The sequence below is a fragment of the Exiguobacterium sp. UBA1053 genome, from assembly GCF_002316465.1.
Lineage (GTDB): Bacteria > Bacillota > Bacilli > Exiguobacteriales > Exiguobacteriaceae > Exiguobacterium_A > Exiguobacterium_A abrahamii.
The window spans coordinates 243891-261143 of sequence record NZ_DCDO01000013.1 but is presented as its reverse complement, the minus strand read 5'-3'; the positions used below and the strand labels follow the sequence as shown (position 1 = coordinate 261143).

The following is a 17253-nucleotide window of genomic DNA, read 5'->3' as shown; positions in this document are numbered from 1 at the left end:
TATGGTGACGCATTATCGTGATTATGAACAGTTCAAAAAGGTCGTCCTCCCGTTTTTGCTTGAACGTCCGGATACCCATCAGTTGATTCTTGGCATATTAGAACGTGGGGATGAACCGCTCTTGATGGCAACGGCACAAGAAGGCGATCATCGTCTCGTCATATTGCAAACGATACCGGAGCAAGCCATCGTCGCAGGGGATGTGTTCTCGCAAGAAGGAATCCGAAAGCTTGCCAGAATTTTGGATAGTCCAGGATTCGTCGGAGAACAGGCTATCTTAGCGCCGCTGTTACTCCCACATTCCATGTATATGGTACATATGGAACAGGGGATGTATGCATTGACGAAGGTCGAGATGCCGCAGGTTCCGAAAAATGTCGTCTTCCGACCGATTTCGGACGATGAAAGACAACAAGCCTTAGCATTTGCGTCCGGATTTTTATATGAAGTTGAAACGCGACCTTCTGAGCGACAGCTTACGCAACTCCATCAGTCGATGACGCGACACATCCACCAAGGAAGCTTGTTCGGACTGTTTCGTGGAGATACGCTTGTCGCGATGGCAGCAGCGACGCGTCCGACGCAAACGGGGATTACGATTTCTTACGTCTATACGCCGAAAGAACTGCGTGGAAATGGGTATGCCTCTTATCTTGTCGCCAAACTATCTGAACATCTACTACAGTCTTATCCGGTCGTGACGCTCTACACTGATTGGTCGAATCAAACAGCGAATAAGATCTATCAGCATGTCGGTTTCGAGTTAGTCGGACGATCCTTACATATCAAGAAACAAGACCGCTACCGGTAAGTATCGAGTTTCTTGTTTCGATGTCTAGACATTGATATGCACAACAACAGCCGATCATCCTGTTATCTAAGGACGATCGGCTGTTTCATGTCAAACTGAGAAATCAATTGAATGTAGCGATGATTTTACCACGGACGTGGCGTTCAGATAAACGTTGCAATCCTTTGACGATGTCAGCTGCTGGAATCTCTTCTGTGACGAGTGGATCGAGTTCTTTCGCTGCGACGAGTTTTAATAACTCGCTTGCCATATGACCGAGGTTTCGGATCGCACGGTCATCTTCGCTGGCATAAGCAGCCGCGAGTGCCACTTCATGAATCGAAGGGGAGAGCGTGAACGGCTTGACGACCGACTGATCGGGACCACCGGCGATGAAGGAGAGTTGCCCCGAGAAGGCAAGACGTCCGAGATCCGCTGTTGCTTCATCTCGACCGACCGTATTGAAAATCAAGTCAGCACCGCGACCGTTCGTCCAATCGCGAATGACATCCGTGACATTTTCTTTTTTGTAGTCGATGGCAAGATCGGCACCGAGTCGCTTGACCCACTCATGGTTTTCTGTCGAAGCAGTCGTCGCGACCTTAAGACCAAGGCGTTTTGCGAGTTGAATGCCGATGCCACCGACACCACCTGCACCAGCATGGATAAGGATCGTTTCTTTCCCTGTCGTGTTCATCTTCTGAACGATGGCTTCATAGGCAGTCATTCCTGCGCAAAGAATCGCAGCGGCTTCAGCGAATGAGACGTCTTCCGGAATCAGGGCGAGGGCACGTGTATCGACGAGTGCATATTCAGCAAAAGCGCCATCGCGTTGCAGGTTCGTATGAATCGCTACACGATCGCCGATTTTTACTTCTGCGCCGGGACCGATTTGTTCGACGACACCAGCTAGATCGACGCCTGGAATATGCGGAAACGTCCAAGCTGGATTGTTGGTCGCCTTATAGTCGACGGGATTCAGCGCGACGGTCTTGACGCGAATCAAGGCTTGACCTTCTCCTGGCGTCGGCGTCTCGACCTCTTCGAATGTCCATTGATCAATGGCTGTACCTGAGTGATTTAACCATGCTTTCATGTTTAATACGCTCCTTCCGAATATGTGAGTTCATACGAGTGAGAGTAGATTTCAACGAGGTTACCGAATGGATCCTCACAGTAGACCATTCGATACGGCTTGTCTCCCGGATAGTATTCGCGGATTGGCATCCGTTGTTTGCCACCATGGGCAACGATTTTTTCGACGAGTCCTTCGACGTCTGGATCTTGAATCGCATAATGGAAGATGCCCGTTTTCCAGAATTCGAAGTTGTTTTCGGGTTGTTCATTGTTCGGGAACTCGAACAACTCGATTCCGATGCGGTCACCTGTCGCCATGTGAGCAATCCGGAACTTGTTCCACCCTGCACCAAAGACATCCGTACACATGACACCGATGGCAGAATCATCTTCGAGGACATCAGATGGTTCCATGATGATATACCAGCCCATCACCTCTTGATAAAAACGGACGGCTTCGTCGAGATTCGGCACGGAAAGACCGATGTGTGAAAAATTACGTGGATACGTCATGCTTAACACTCCTTTTGCAAAATGATTTACGCATACTCTATCTTACGCTACACTCGATTGCATAGTACGCACTTTGAAGTAACTACTCTGGAGGAGAGAACAACATGTCGACAGAACAATTTCCGGTCAATCGGGCGCTCGCTATCATCGGCGGAAAATGGCGTCCACAATTATATTGCACGTTAGAGAACGGTCCGAAACGTTTTTTAGAGTTACAACGTGCCATTCCCGGGATTTCTCGGAAAGTCTTGACCGATCAGTTAAAAGAACTTGAACGACTCGGAATGATCGAGCGGATTGAGTATGATGAAGCCGTCTTACACGTCGAATACAAATTGACAGAGGCGGCATTTACACTGCAACCGGCCATGAAAGGTTTATGCGCGTGGGGGGAAGGGAATCAATTATCCGAATCCTAAACGAGAGGCAGTGACACTCATGAAATTGACTTATCACGGACAATCGACAGTAACAATCGAGACGAACGGGCATCATCTCGTCATCGATCCATTCTTTAGCGGTAACGAAAAAGCGACGACGAATCCAGATGACGTCAAGGCAGATTTTATTTTGTTAACCCATGCCCATGCCGATCATATGCTTGATGCGGAACGTATCGCAAAAGCCACGGGGGCGACAATCATTGCTACTCATGAACTGGCGACGTATCTGAGTTTCAAAGGGCTCAACGTTCATCCGATGAATCTCGGCGGACAGTTTGAATTCCCGTTTGGTAAAGTGAAGATGACACAGGCATTCCACTCGTCGAGCATCATCGATGAGGAAAAACAGACGATTACGTATATGGGGATGCCGGCTGGATTCCTGCTGACGATCGAAGGCAAAGAAATCTATCATGCAGGTGATACGGCACTGTTCGGGGATTTGGCCCTTTATGGCGCCCATCACGAAATCGATTTAGCCTTCTTACCGATTGGTGATAACTTCACGATGGGTCCGGATGATGCGTTGATCGCTGCAGATATGTTGCAAGCGAAAGTCGTCGTACCAATCCACTACGATACATTTGATTTAATCAAACAAGATGCGAACGCATTCTGTGAAAAGATTGAAGCGCAAGGTCAAACTGGTCATCCACTTGCGATCGGCGAGTCACTCGAATTATAATCCGTTCTTAAGCAAAGGAGAGGAAACGTCAATGTTCCTCTCCTTTTTGTCGATTATTCTTCTGGAATGTCAGTGGTTCATCCGATGACGCTTCCTTCTTCCGCCCGATGGCGAAACGGTGAACTTCTTCTATGATAAGAAGGGGGCTGTTGACAGCCGATTCAGATATTCGGAATAATGGTAGACATGAGATGGAGGGGCTGACATGGAAGAGCATAACAGTAGGAGTGTGCGGAAACGAAAACAATCGTCGTTCACACGCTTAAAAAATAAACAAAAACAAAAGATGGATGCACGATTGAACCGGATTGGAGAAAAAGGACCAGTGAAGCGACCGCTTTATTTATACGGTGGTGTCATTCTCGGACTTGTCGTCATCTATTCGATCACATTGCTCGTCTCAACGGAATTGTTATCACGAGGCGAAACATTCAAAACGACGAATCGCTATAAATCTCTCGCCATCGAGGCGCCGCACGCAACGGTACAATTCGTTCGAAGCACAGATGGAAACGTCCAAATCAAGCTCGTCGATAGTGCGTCGAGTGGCAAACGACTGAAAATCAGTACATCGACGAATACGGTGACGGTGACAGGACGAGATGGTTGGCTGTCACGACTTGGCAATCGTCCGAGCGAAAAAACAGCAGACTATACGATTCAAGTGGGACTACCAAGTTATATGAACCGTGTCGATGTCGATGCTGGAACACTTAAAGGAATGGGCATCTACGCAAAAACGATCGAGATGGACGGAGAAGCGATGAGTCTCGATAAAGTAAAAGGTGATGAGATTACACTGAATGCTACACGTGCGATTTCCGTCAAGGAAATGGATGCCGTCCATGCGCAGGTGACAGGCGAGAGTGTCTCGCTGGCAGACTATATGGCGAAGTTGAGTCTTGAAGTCACGACGATTGACGGCGCGACGAAGCTAAAACCAAATAAAGCAGCCGGTACGATCACGATTGATACGGGAGGCGATATTAAAGCCTCTGACCGATATACGAAACAAAAGAATAAGGATGAGACGATTTATGAACTGTCGAAACAAGAAAAACCGGAAGTGACAGTCAATAGTGAAGTCGGGCAGGTGACGCTCGAGTGAAATTAAAGTTTCGGATTGGACTTCGGACGATCAAGACCGGCATCGCGGTAGCTCTTGCACTCAGTATCTCTTGGTATGTATTTGATATTTATTCAGGAATGGGGGCTGTCGCAGCCATCGTTGCGATGCAACCGACGATCCATCGTTCATTTAAAATCGTCTTCAATCGGATTTTCGGAACGGTACTCGGACTGATGTGTGGACTCGCGATCGTTGCGACGCTTGGTGCCAATCCACTGACGATCGGACTTGCCGTCGTCGTCTCGCTCGTCCTCAATTCGATGATTGGACGAACGGATATGTCGACGTTCGCTGCCTTTGCGATCGTCTTGATGTTCGAGAGCCCGACCGCCGACTATGTCCACTATGCCTTATCACGATCGTTGCTGACCGTCGTCGGTGTGTTATCTGCCGTCCTCGTCAATTACATCGTCTTCCCACCACATTATGAAGACCGCTTACTCTTGCTCGTCAAAAAAACGACGCAACAGTTGATGGAAGATTGGCGAAGCCTTGTGCAAGATGATGGACGCTTGCTTGCCGTCCGTAAACAAATCCTCAAACATGAGGAAATGATGTTGATGCTTCAAGAGGATCAAAAATATCCACTAGTGGCGAGCGGTCAAAGTGAAGCGTTCATTCGACTGAAGGAGCTTGTCGATCTTGAAGACAAGTTGCTCGTCTTGCTTGAAAGCATTGCCAGTCATCGGGATATCCCGATGACAGAAGAACAGGAAAAGACACTCGGTCAGGAAATTGATTTCTTACTCAGCCATCATTACGATGTCATCTTCTCCCACGAACGAAAACAGGCGATGTTCTCATTCGATCAAGAATTAAGCGAGGCGAAGGATATCATTCATGGGCATTTGCTCGATTACCGGGAACAGTTAGAAAAAATGAAGTGAAGATGAAAAAGCGCTGTTTTTCCTAAGTAACACTTAGGAAAAACAGCGCTTTTTTGTGTAGCGTCATTGACGTAAGGATTGGACGACATCTGGATCAGGTGTGACGTAAAGAGTCGTTTGATCCGTGTAGATGACGAATCCGGGCTTTGCACCACTCGGTTTTTTGACATAACGTAGTTCCGTGAAGTCGACCGGGACTTGGCTCGACTCACGTGCCTTCGAGAAATAAGCCGCGACGATCGCTGCTTCCTTCAACGTCGTCTCGTCCGGTGCATCACTTTGAATGATGACGTGCGATCCCGGGATATCCTTCGTGTGTAACCACGTATCGGACCTGCGTCCGAACTTGAACGTCGCGTAATCATTTTGTTTATTGTTCTTTCCGACGAAGAATGGAAGACCAGTCGAAGAACGGTATTCTTCGAGTTGTGGGAGCTGCGGTTTCTTTTTCTTCTTTTGTCGTTCGCGCAGATAACCTTCTTCGACGAGTTCCTCGCGCATTTCCCGGATGTCTTCCGGGGATGCGACATCGAGTTGCGCAAGTAAGCCTTCGAAGTACGCAATCTCAGCTTGGTTCTTCTCGAGCTGACGCGCGACTTCGACTTTGGCGGTTTTTAATTTGTTATACCGTTTGTAATAACGTTGTGCGTTCTCATTCGGCGAGAAACGAGGATCAAGCGTGATCGTGATTTCAGCACCATCTGGGTCATAGTAATCGACGACGGTCGCTTCCTTCATCCCGCGTTCGAGCTGATAAAGATAGGTCGTCAGCAGTTCCCCTTTATGTTTCCACTCATCCATCCGTAACGTCGCTTCTAAATCTGTTTCGAGTTTTGAGCGCTTTAAGATATTCTTATCGTACTCGCTCTTGATGAACCGTTCGAGATCGGCTGCTTGTTGTTTGACGCGATCGCGGTTTGCTTTTTGATGGAAGAAGGCGTCGAGGACTTGACCACTCGTCTCGAACGTCTTCTCGTCGATGATGGATCCTTCCGTTAGCCGGACCGGCGCGAAGCGTTCCTTACCACCTTCCATCCGTTGTAAGACATAAGGACCATCGAGTTCCTTCAGGACATCTTGAAAGGCAGATGCAAGATTCGTCCGGTTGGCGAGACCTGCCCGTGTGACGACTTCCTTTGCAATTTGCGGAGATAGACCACTGAAGAGACCAAGTAACTGTCGATCGAGTTTCCCAGCGTTCCAGTCGATTCGGTGAAGGGTCTTTTCGATATCTCCCGTAAGCGGATCCACTTTATCCTGTGCCGGCGGAAGCTGGTATGTCATCCCTGGCATGATCGTCCGGAAGGTATTTTGACTGAGTGGCAAGTGTTTGATCGCATCGAGGATCTTATCTTGTCCATCGGTCAAAATGATGTTCGAGTGACGTCCCATCAACTCGACATAGATTTTTTTCGCTTCCTCATCACCGAGTTCGTTCCGGGACCGGACGCGTAAGACGATGATTCGGTCACGTTCGAGTTGTTCGATTGATTCGATGAACCCACCTTCGACATGTTTGCGGAGCATCATACAGAAGAGTGGGGGTTCACTCGGGTTGCTGACCGCTTCCGACGTAATGTGCATCCGTGCATACATGGCATTCGCAGAGGCGAGAAACAATACGTTTTTTCGCTCAGCCCGGACCTGGAATACTAAATCCAATGTATACGGTTGGTATACCTTATTGATCCGTCCTCCGACGAGCGGTTGGAGTTCTTCGACGACGCGTGTCGTCATCAATCCGTCAAAAGCCATACGATTACCTTCTTTCTTGATTTCGTTCTCACTTTCTAAAGGTAACAGAAATGGCATCGTTATGGTATGATAAAGCAGTCGAGCTAAAAAAGATGACTTGCGAACTTCCCGTCTCTACTGCTAATATGAAACAATGTGAAGTTTGTGAGATGGAGGGGTTTTGAAGTGATTTTCAAAGAGCGTGGCTTATTACTCGTATTATCTGGTCCAAGTGGTGTCGGAAAGGGAACGGTCTGTCGTGCTTTGCGCGAAGATCAGGATAATGATCTGCATTACTCGGTATCCTGTACGACGCGCCAACCGCGCGAAGGAGAAATAGATGGTGTTCACTATTTCTTTAAATCGCGTGAAGAATTCGAAGAGATGATTGCGAACAATCAACTCTTGGAATATGCTGAATTCGTAGGGAATTATTATGGAACACCTGTCGAATGGGTGAACCAGATCCTAGATGAAGGAAAAGACGTCATTCTCGAAATCGAAGTTCAAGGGGCCATGCAGGTCAAAGAACATTTTCCAGAAGCTGTCTTCTTATTCCTTGCACCTCCAAGCCTCCAAGAATTACGGAACCGCCTCGTAGGGCGTGGAACGGAATCAGAGGAAGTCATCAAGCAACGTCTTCTCGTCGCTAAAGAAGAGATTGAGATGATGGATGCGTATGACTATGTCGTGACGAACGACGAAATTCATAAAGCCTGTGATCGAATTCAAGCAATCGTCACAGCGGAACATTGCAGTCGGGAACGTGTCGCGTCCCTATATAAAAAAGCCATGGAGGTTAAGTGATATGTTATATCCATCAGTTGATAAGCTTCAAAAGAAAGTGCCATCGAAATATACGATCGTTACAGTTGCCGCTAAGCGTGCGCGTCAAATCCAAGACGGGAAACGCGTGAGAGTCACGAACCCAAAATCGCATAAACCGGTCGGGAAAGCTTTAGAAGAGCTTTATTTCGAAGAAGTATCCGTCACGAACCAACCGCAAGACTAATTTTGAAGCAGCCACTTGTCATCGTGGCTGTTTTTTTCAATAAGGAGGACACCTACATGTTAACCAACCGAAACATTCTACTGTGTGTCGGCGGTGGAATCGCTTCCTATAAATCAGCAGCACTCGCTTCCAAACTCGTTCAAGCAGGCGCACACGTTCAAGTCGCGATGACGCGTAATGCGCAACAATTCGTCGGTAAGACGACGTTTGAAGCACTGACGCGAAAAGCGGTCTATGACAATGTCTTCATCGAGCATGATCCGTCAAAAATCGCCCATATCGATTTAGCGGACGAAGCGGACTTAATCGTCGTCGCACCAGCGACCGCGAACTTGATTGCAAAACTCGCGCACGGGATCGCAGATGACTTCATTACGACGACGATCCTTGCAGCAACGTGTCCCGTCATCGTCGCACCGGCGATGAATGTCAACATGCTCGAACATCCGGCGACAGTCCGCAATATCGAACAACTCAAGCAGGACGGTGTCCAGGTGATTGCACCGGGAGTCGGAAATCTCGCATGTGGTTGGGTCGGGAAAGGTCGTTTACCCGAACCGGAAGACTTAGTCGCAACACTCTCAACCTTCTTTGAAGATAAGTATCTAGCCGGGCGAAAAGTCTTGATCAGTGCAGGTCCGACCGTTGAACGGATTGATCCGGTCCGTTACTTGACGAATGACTCTTCAGGAAAGACAGGCATTGCACTTGCGGAAGCAGCAAGAGACGCAGGAGCAGATGTCACGCTCGTACACGGGCCCCTTCGGATCGGACTACCGGCTGGCATCGAAACGATTGCCGTCGAGTCGGGAGAAGAGATGCTCAAAGCCATGTTACGTGACTATGAGACGCAAGACATCGTCATCATGTCCGCTGCCGTAGCTGACTATCGACCGTCTGTCCAGTACGATCAGAAGCAGAAGAAAATTCACGGACCATTGCGGATTGAACTCGAGGAGACGACGGATATTCTGAAGACGCTCGGTGAGCAGAAAGAACATCAGGTATTAGTTGGATTTGCAGCGGAGACGACGGACGTCGAGACGTTCGCGAAACAGAAACTCGTCCGAAAGAAAGCGGATTTCATTGTCGCGAATGATGTCTCTCGTTCTGACATCGGATTTGTCAGCGACGAAAATGAGGTCGTCGTTTTTGGGAAGAATGATTCCGTCACGCGATACGATCAACAATTGAAATCGACGCTCGCTAAAGCGCTCATGCGCCAATTTGCGGAGGCATTGGCATGATAGCTGAAGTCATCGTCGATGTCGCAGCGGCCACCGTCGATCGTCCGTTTGATTATGCCGTGCCGGAACTCTGGCAGGAGCTGATTGTTCCCGGAATGCGCGTAGAGGTTCCGTTCGGTCCACGTGCGTTGCTTGGGATCGTCGTCGGAACGAAAGCAACCTCTGATTTGACGAACGTCAAATCGATTGTTCGTGTCTTAGATGAGACGCCGACCTATACGCAAGAATTACTCGAGCTGTCGGCTTATCTATCAGAAACGACCTTGTGTTTTCAGGCGACGGCGTTGCTTGCGATGCTGCCGGCTGCCTTAAAGGTGAGTTATGATAAACTGGTCATAGTCGAGTCGGGCCCACTTCGGGCATATCATGGCAAGAAAATGAGTCAATTACCAACGGAAGTCCAACAAATCATCTTAACAGCGGCGAAACAAGCTGACGTGACGCTTCAACCGGTCATTCGCGAGAAAAAGACGTCAAAGACGGATAAACGGATTCGTCTACTAGAGGAACAGGCAACTTTTACGAAACAAGCGAGTCAACAAGCGGCACTGTATGCGTATATCCAAGAATTTTCGAATGCGCTTTGGAGTGAAATCAAGCAGGCGACGGGCGCAACGAGCGCGACGTTGAACGCCCTCGAGAAAAAAAGCATCATTGAAGTCGAGACGATTGATGTACGGCGAAATCCTTACGAACATCTCGTCCAAGACATCTTTGTGCCGTCCTCTTTGACGGAAAAGCAACAGGAAGCTGTCTCGGCGATTACGGCTGAAGCTGAGACCGGAACGTTTTTGTTACATGGCGTAACAGGAAGCGGTAAGACGGAAGTCTATCTTGAATCGATTCATGCACAACTCGAACGCGGTAGACAAGCGATCTTGCTCGTCCCTGAAATCAGTCTGACACCGATGATGGTCAAACGGTTCAAACGTCGTTTCGGAGAACGGGTCGCTGTCCTGCATAGCGGTCTATCGCTCGGAGAAAAGTATGATGAGTGGCGCAAAATCGCTCAAGGCGAGGTCGATGTCGTCGTCGGTGCACGGTCCGCCGTGTTTGCGCCGCTGACGAATATCGGAATCATCATTCTCGATGAAGAACATGAAACAACCTATAAACAAGAAGAGAATCCGCGCTATCATACGCGTGATGTTGCAAAATGGCGAGCGGCCTATCATCGTTGTCCCGTCGTGCTCGGAAGTGCAACGCCATTACTTGAGACGTATGCGCGGGCACAAAAAGGGGTCTATCGTTACTTACCGCTTCGCGAACGATTCGGTGGGGAACTGCCTCCGGTCGACATCGTTGATATGCGTAAAGAACTTGAACGGGGCAATCGGACTCCGTTCAGCCTCGCGCTCGTCGAAGGTATCAAAGAACGAATCGAGCGTGGGGAACAGACGGTATTACTTTTGAACCGTCGTGGGTACACGACATTCGTCTTATGTCGGGATTGCGGGGAGACGCTTCAATGTCCGCATTGTGCCGTCAATTTAACGTATCATCAACATGAAGATCGCTTGAAGTGCCACTATTGTGGATTCGAGGCGGCGATGCCGAAAACTTGTCCGTCCTGTGAATCGACGAAGATTCGTCAGTTCGGAACGGGGACGCAAAAGATCGAGGAAGAGTTGGCGCATTTGATTCCGGAAGCACGGATTATTCGGATGGATCAAGATACGACGTCTCGTAAAGGCGCACACGAGAAGTTACTCGATGCCTTCGAGCGTAAGGAAGGGAACATTCTTCTCGGGACACAGATGATCGCAAAAGGTCTCGACTTTCCAAATGTCACGCTCGTAGGGGTGCTCGCTGCTGATGCGACGCTCGGCATTCCGGATTTTCGGGCAAGTGAGCGAACGTTCCAGTTGATCACGCAAGTGTCGGGTCGTGCCGGGCGGGGGCAACTCGCCGGACAGTCGATCATCCAGACCTATAATCCTGAGCACTACGTCATTCAGACGGCGAAACAGCATGATTACGAAACGTTCTATAAGCGGGAGATGCAGTTGCGCAAACTCGGGGGACACCCTCCATTCTGGTTCCTTGGCTTGGTCACGGTCTCGGCGACACATCCACTCGAAGCACAAGCAGAAGCGCAACAGATTGCTTCCGAGCTGCGGGCTTTCGAATCGGAGGACTTAGTCGTCAATGGACCGTTCGATGCGCCACTTGCTCGACTGAAGAATATGTACCGACAACAGGTCTTAATTAAACATAAAGGGCAGGAAGATGTCCGGACACATCTCCGTGATATCTTAGCCCGTCGTCAAAAATCAAAAACACAAGTCGCGATCGACTTGAATCCATTTGTATTCATGTGAGGTGTCTGTATGTATAAAGTAGTAGAAGTACCAAATGATGTATTACGACAGGTATGTGAACCTGTCACGAAGTTCGATAAAAAACTCGGTAAGATGATCGACCGGATGTTCGATACGATGTACGAATATGATGGTGTCGGCTTAGCGGCACCGCAAATCAATCAACCGATCCGTGTAGCTGTCGTCCATACGGATGATGAGACAGGACCGATCGAGCTGATCAATCCGGAAATCATCGAAGCCGATGGTTCACAAATCGATGACGAAGGATGCCTCAGCATGCCAGGCATTTTCGGACCGGTCGAACGGTTCGACCGCATCGTCGTCAAGTCGCAAGATCGTCTCGGACGGACGGTCAAAATCAAGGCAAACGGCTTTTTTGCACGTGCCATCCAGCACGAGATGGATCATTTAGACGGTGTCCTGTTCACGGATAAACTTGTCGAGCAAGAAAAACCGCGCGTCGTTTTCATGGGGACACCTGAGTTTGCGGCAGGGACACTGCGTGAAGTGATCGATGCTGGGTATGACGTCGTCGGTGTCGTATCGCAACCAGATAAGCCGGTCGGACGAAAACGGGAAGTCAAACCGACACCTGTGAAACTCGTCGCGATGGACCACGATATTCCTGTGTTGCAACCGAAACGGATTCGTGAAGACTATCAGGACGTCCTTGATTTAAAACCAGATCTCATTATCACGGCAGCTTACGGTCAGATTGTACCGACAGCGATTTTGGAAGCACCACGTTTTGGGGCGATCAACGTCCATGCGTCACTCCTACCGAAATATCGTGGCGGTGCACCGATTCATCAAGCAATCATCGATGGAGAAAAAGAGACAGGCGTGACGATCATGTATATGGTCGATCGACTGGATGCCGGTGATATGTTGTCAAAAATCATTGTTCCGATCGAAGAGAACGATACAGTCGGAACGATGTTTGAAAAGTTAGCGGACGCAGGAGCGCGACTATTGCTTGAGACCTTACCGCGTCTGTTCGCAGGTGAATTGACACCGGAAGCACAAGTCGAGGCAGAAGCGACGTTTGCGCCGAACATCTCACGCGAGCGGGAACGACTTGATTTTACGTTACCGGGTGAGACACTCTATGATCAAATCCGAGGAATGAATCCTTTCCCAAGTACGTATACGATGCTTGGTGATGACCGATTGAAAGTCTTTTTCGCGACGAAAGTCAAAGGAACGGGACGACCAGGCGAAATCATCGCTTTAGAAGCGGATGGTCCCGTCATCGCGACAGGTTCGGAGACAGCGTTGAAGCTGATCGACTTACAGCCGTCCGGAAAAAAACGGATGGACGGTGCTACGTTCATGCGCGGGATCGGTCAATCGCTTGAACTCGGACAACAAGTAGGTGAGAATGCATGAATGTACGTGACGCAGCAGTAACGACACTGATGAAAATTGGTCAAGGTGGTGCCTTCTCGACAATCACCGTCCACCAGATGCTTGAAAAGCGTGCTATCTCAGCAACAGATGTCGGCTTGTTCACGGAACTCGTCTACGGGACGCTCAGTCGTGAATTGACACTGGATTATATTTTGGAGCCGTATCTAGCGAAACAGAAAAAACTTGATCCGTTCATGCGTCCGTTGTTACGGATGAGTGTGTATCAATTGTTTTATCTTGATCGTGTACCGGATCATGCCGTCATCCATGAAGCTGTCGAGATTGCTAAAAAACGTGGAAAAGTCCACGTCTCGAAAGTCGTCAACGGAGTGCTCCGGAATGTATTACGGGCGGGAATGCCTCATTTCGCTGAAATCGAGCCTGTTGCAAAACGAATCAGCATCGAAACGAGTCACCCGCAGTGGCTCGTCGAACGTTGGATTGAACTGTTTGGTCCAGAAGAAACGCTTCAAATCTGTCAATTGAATAACACACCTGCACCGGTCACGGTTCGCATCAATCGGACGAAGACGACGCGAGAGGAAGCGATCGAGCTTCTACTCGACCAAGGTGTGACGGCAAAACCATCTACGGTCGCGCCAGACGGTCTCGAAATCGAACGAGGAAGCATTCAAAAAACGGATCTGATTGACCGAGGGTATCTTTCTCTGCAGGATGAGAGCTCAATGCTCGTCGCCCGTGCACTCGGTGTAGAAACATCTGATCATGTACTTGACAGCTGTGCCGCACCTGGTGGGAAAGCGATGCATATTGCTGAAGGTTTGACGACGGGAACACTACAGGCACTTGATCTTCATCCACATAAGATTAAATTGATTGAACAGCAAGCGACACGATTAGGTCTTACGACTGTTCAAGCAGAAGCGTTAGATGCTCGTAAAGCAGGAGACCGCTTTGAAGTAGAATCGTTTGATCGGATTCTTGTCGACGCACCTTGTTCAGGACTCGGTGTCATTCGAAGAAAACCAGATATCAAATGGACGAAACGCCCGGAACAACTCGAGCAACTCCCGAAAATTCAACGAGATATTCTGACATCTGTCTTACCACTCGTTAAAAAGGGTGGAACCTTCGTCTATTCGACTTGTACGATTGATCCGATCGAGAACGAGGATCAGACAGCGTTCATTCTCGATCAAGGATTTGAATTTGATACATCCTTCGCGGCACGGATGCCGGAATCCGTGCGACATCTGATCGGGGATCGAGCAGAACTCAAGTTGTTACCGACGACAGTCGGAACGGACGGCTTCTATATTGCCGCGTTTAAAAAACGAGAAGATTGACACGAACGGAGGACTGTCATGGAGTTAGCTCACCTTTCGACTACTGGGAAAGTCAGGACTAAAAATGAGGATACGGTATTACTCGTCGGGAACGCCGAACGTGGTCTTGCCGTCGTTGCGGACGGTATGGGAGGTCATGCTGCTGGCGATATCGCAAGTGCGATCGTTCGCGAGGTATTTGAAGCATCCTTTTCACTCATGCCAAATCGTCCGATGGAATTGTCTGAATGGATAGAACAACGTGTAGCCGAGGCAAATGCCCGGATTCTTCAGTTTTCAAAAGACGAGCAACTTGCAATCGTCGGAACGACCATTGCCTGCGTATGCTGGGTCGAAGATTTGCTCGTCATCGGTCATGTTGGAGATAGTAGGGTCTATGCCCTTGAAGGTACGGCGTTAAAACAATTGACGGATGATCATTCTTACGTCAACATGTTACGACAAATGGGGGAACTTTCGGATGAGGAAGTCGAAAATCATCCACGTAAGAATGTCATCACACGGTCGGTCGGCTCGAACGAAACAGTCGAAGTCGACATTCAAGTCAGAGATGCTCCAGACTATGACCTCGTCCTCGTCTGTAGTGACGGATTGACCGATGAAGTGCCAGATGATGTCATCGAACAGATCATCTTACAGGATGAGCCGCTTGATGAGATCGTTGGACGATTGGTGAAAGAAGCGAATGCTCGAGGAGGCGCGGATAATATTACGATTGCCGCCATCCGGTTCAAAGAAAGAAAGAGGGTCTGAATATGCGATACGGAGATCGATTAAATGACCGCTACCGCATAGAACGGCTAGTTGGAAGTGGCGGGATGGCGAATGTCTATCAAGCCTATGATGAGATTTTAAAGCGTCATGTTGCCATTAAGATTTTACGGACTGAATTTTCGCATGACGAACAGTTCATTCGTCGATTCGAACGTGAAGCGCATGCTGCTACCAGCTTGAATCATCCAAACATCGTTGCCGTCTATGATGTAGGCGAAGAAGATGCCATCTATTACATCGTCATGGAGTATATCGATGGTATGACATTAAAGACATTTTGTGAAAATCAAGCATTACCTGTGCCGCAGGCCGTCGATATCATCGCTCAAATTTGTGATGCGATCGATCACGCCCATGCACACCGGATCATCCATCGCGATATCAAACCGCAAAACATGTTGATTCGAGAAGATGGTACCGTCAAAGTAACGGATTTCGGAATCGCTGTGGCAATGTCGAATGCGACGCTGACGCATACGATGTCAGTCCTTGGATCCGTCCATTACTTTTCACCAGAACAAGCAAAAGGTAAATTTGCGGATGAGAAGTCGGATATCTATTCGCTTGGTGCTGTATTATACGAACTTGTTACAGGACAAGTCCCGTTCGAAGGTGATTCACCGGTTGTGATTGCTTTAAAGCATCTGCAAGATACACCGCGTCGCCCATCCGTCTTGAATCCGAAAGTGCCACAAGCGCTTGAGAACTGTATCATGCAGGCGCTCGCAAAAGCACCGCATGACCGCCAACAGTCCGTCGCAGCCTTTAAGACAGATATGGTGACGGCGTTGTCTGACGAACGAGCAAGTGAAGGCATCCGTGGTGCAGAAGAGGATGAGATGGAAAAGACGATGGTCTTATCGCCTGTACAAGTGCCAGAAGAATCAAAAGCGGAACCAGAATCACCCGCTGTCACGACCGTTCAACCGAAAACACCGGAAAAGAAAAAGAAAAAACGCTGGTGGATCGTCCTCTTATTGCTCATATTGCTAGGTGGTGCAGCTACGACGTTTGCGATGTGGCCAGATCCAACGGTCACCGTACCATCTGTCGTCAAGTCGGATGGAGACGAAGCGGAAACGAAGCTTGAGAAACTTGGATTCGTTGTTGAGACGACAGAACGAAATAGCGATACAGTCGAGGAAGGCGATGTCATCAGTCAGACACCGCGTGAAAACGCACAAGTCAAGAAGGGTTCGACAGTCAACTTGGTCGTCTCTACAGGTAGTGCTCCGGTCGAAGTACCGGATGTGACAGATGACGCTGAAAAAGAGGCGATCGCCACATTAAAAGAGGCTGGATTCGCAAAAGTCGAAGTCGAACGTGAAAAGTCGGATGAAATCGCGCGAGGTAATGTTATCCGACAATCGATCTCTGCTGGAACGGAAGTGATCGCAAAAGAACAGACGATTACGATCACTGTCTCAGAAGGAACTTCGTCCTTTGAATTGAAAGATTTGACGAACTTATCGAGTGATGAAGCAAAAGCGTATCTCGATGAAATGGGTCTCGACGGCACGTTTGAACAAGAATTTTCAAGTGACGTGAAGCTCGATCAAGTCATCCGTCAATTCCCGCAAGCAGGAGCACAAGTCGAACCGAACGACTCCGTGACTGTGTTCATCTCAAAAGGTGAGGAAGAAAAAACGGTGACGGCAACGTTCCCTGAAAAGGTCGTCTATGATGCGGTCAGCGAGAACGAGGACGAGGAACCACCGAAACAAGTCATCCGGATTGAGACGGAAGACGCGAAAGGGAAGCGGACCGTCATCGAGGAATCGATTGATCAAGATGAGACATTCGACGTGCCGGTGACGATTGATCCAGGAGAAGAAGGAAAAATTACGATCTATAAAGACGATACGGTGTATCGTTCAAAAACCATCACGTACAATCAAGCAAAAGACGCACAATGAATGTG

16 protein-coding genes are annotated in these 17253 nt (G+C 48.8%); 13 read left to right on the top strand and 3 right to left on the bottom strand.

Annotation, left to right across the window (positions count from 1 at the left end; translation table 11 throughout):
• Position 1: 1 nt before the first annotated feature.
• Positions 2-811 (top strand): GNAT family N-acetyltransferase, encoded by an 810-nt coding sequence (locus tag B3G15_RS09110; RefSeq protein ID WP_290720201.1) that lies wholly within the window; start codon positions 2-4, stop codon positions 809-811.
• Between the two features lie 103 nt (positions 812-914).
• On the opposite strand, the gene B3G15_RS09105 is transcribed toward B3G15_RS09110, so the two are convergent.
• Together B3G15_RS09105 and B3G15_RS09100 are read right to left on the bottom strand one after the other, a co-directional pair.
• Entirely contained in the window at positions 915-1886 is a 972-nt protein-coding gene (locus tag B3G15_RS09105; protein WP_290720199.1) for a zinc-binding dehydrogenase, read from the bottom strand.
• Between the two features lie 2 nt (positions 1887-1888).
• Entirely contained in the window at positions 1889-2380 is a 492-nt protein-coding gene (locus B3G15_RS09100) for a lactoylglutathione lyase family protein (RefSeq protein ID WP_023468778.1), read from the bottom strand.
• Positions 2381-2484: 104 nt separating this feature from the next.
• Here B3G15_RS09100 and B3G15_RS09095 point away from each other — a divergent pair, with 104 nt between their 5' ends.
• The 4 genes from B3G15_RS09095 to B3G15_RS09080 all read left to right on the top strand — a co-directional run bounded on the left by B3G15_RS09095 (position 2485) and on the right by B3G15_RS09080 (position 5524).
• Positions 2485-2799, top strand: a complete 315-nt coding sequence (locus tag B3G15_RS09095) for a winged helix-turn-helix transcriptional regulator (protein WP_023468777.1) — start codon at positions 2485-2487, stop codon at positions 2797-2799.
• Between the two features lie 19 nt (positions 2800-2818).
• Complete coding sequence (locus tag B3G15_RS09090; RefSeq protein ID WP_214859748.1) at positions 2819-3508, top strand: metal-dependent hydrolase; 690 nt, start codon at positions 2819-2821, stop codon at positions 3506-3508.
• Between the two features lie 205 nt (positions 3509-3713).
• Complete coding sequence (locus B3G15_RS09085; RefSeq protein ID WP_290720192.1) at positions 3714-4616, top strand: DUF4097 family beta strand repeat-containing protein; 903 nt, start codon at positions 3714-3716, stop codon at positions 4614-4616.
• A complete protein-coding gene (locus tag B3G15_RS09080) occupies positions 4613-5524 on the top strand; it encodes an FUSC family protein (protein WP_050677514.1) in 912 nt (303 codons plus the stop codon). The genes B3G15_RS09085 and B3G15_RS09080 overlap by 4 nt, the downstream gene beginning before the upstream one ends.
• A gap of 63 nt (positions 5525-5587) precedes the next feature.
• Here B3G15_RS09080 and B3G15_RS09075 read toward each other — a convergent pair whose 3' ends face one another.
• Entirely contained in the window at positions 5588-7279 is a 1692-nt protein-coding gene (locus B3G15_RS09075) for an Rqc2 family fibronectin-binding protein (protein ID WP_290720187.1), read from the bottom strand.
• Between the two features lie 168 nt (positions 7280-7447).
• Here B3G15_RS09075 and gmk point away from each other — a divergent pair, with 168 nt between their 5' ends.
• From gmk to pknB, 8 genes are read left to right on the top strand one after another with little or no spacing between them, the layout of a single operon-like run.
• Complete coding sequence (gene gmk, locus B3G15_RS09070) at positions 7448-8065, top strand: guanylate kinase (protein ID WP_197484513.1); 618 nt, start codon at positions 7448-7450, stop codon at positions 8063-8065.
• Between the two features lies 1 nt (position 8066).
• Complete coding sequence (gene rpoZ, locus B3G15_RS09065; protein ID WP_023468770.1) at positions 8067-8270, top strand: DNA-directed RNA polymerase subunit omega; 204 nt, start codon at positions 8067-8069, stop codon at positions 8268-8270.
• A 56-nt stretch (positions 8271-8326) separates the two neighbouring features.
• The gene (gene coaBC / locus B3G15_RS09060) at positions 8327-9517 is read left to right on the top strand and encodes a bifunctional phosphopantothenoylcysteine decarboxylase/phosphopantothenate--cysteine ligase CoaBC (RefSeq protein WP_290720183.1); all 1191 of its coding nucleotides are present in this window, start codon (positions 8327-8329) and stop codon (positions 9515-9517) included.
• Entirely contained in the window at positions 9514-11838 is a 2325-nt protein-coding gene (gene priA, locus B3G15_RS09055) for a primosomal protein N' (RefSeq protein WP_290720180.1), read from the top strand. Before coaBC ends, priA begins: the two co-directional genes overlap by 4 nt.
• A gap of 9 nt (positions 11839-11847) precedes the next feature.
• Complete coding sequence (gene fmt, locus B3G15_RS09050) at positions 11848-13230, top strand: methionyl-tRNA formyltransferase (protein WP_290720178.1); 1383 nt, start codon at positions 11848-11850, stop codon at positions 13228-13230.
• Positions 13227-14558, top strand: coding sequence for a 16S rRNA (cytosine(967)-C(5))-methyltransferase RsmB (gene rsmB / locus B3G15_RS09045; protein ID WP_290720175.1), 1332 nt, complete (start codon positions 13227-13229; stop codon positions 14556-14558). Before fmt ends, rsmB begins: the two co-directional genes overlap by 4 nt.
• A gap of 18 nt (positions 14559-14576) precedes the next feature.
• Positions 14577-15311, top strand: coding sequence for a Stp1/IreP family PP2C-type Ser/Thr phosphatase (locus B3G15_RS09040; protein ID WP_023468765.1), 735 nt, complete (start codon positions 14577-14579; stop codon positions 15309-15311).
• A gap of 2 nt (positions 15312-15313) precedes the next feature.
• Positions 15314-17248, top strand: a complete 1935-nt coding sequence (gene pknB, locus B3G15_RS09035) for a Stk1 family PASTA domain-containing Ser/Thr kinase (protein WP_290720170.1) — start codon at positions 15314-15316, stop codon at positions 17246-17248.
• Positions 17249-17253: the final 5 nt, after the last annotated feature.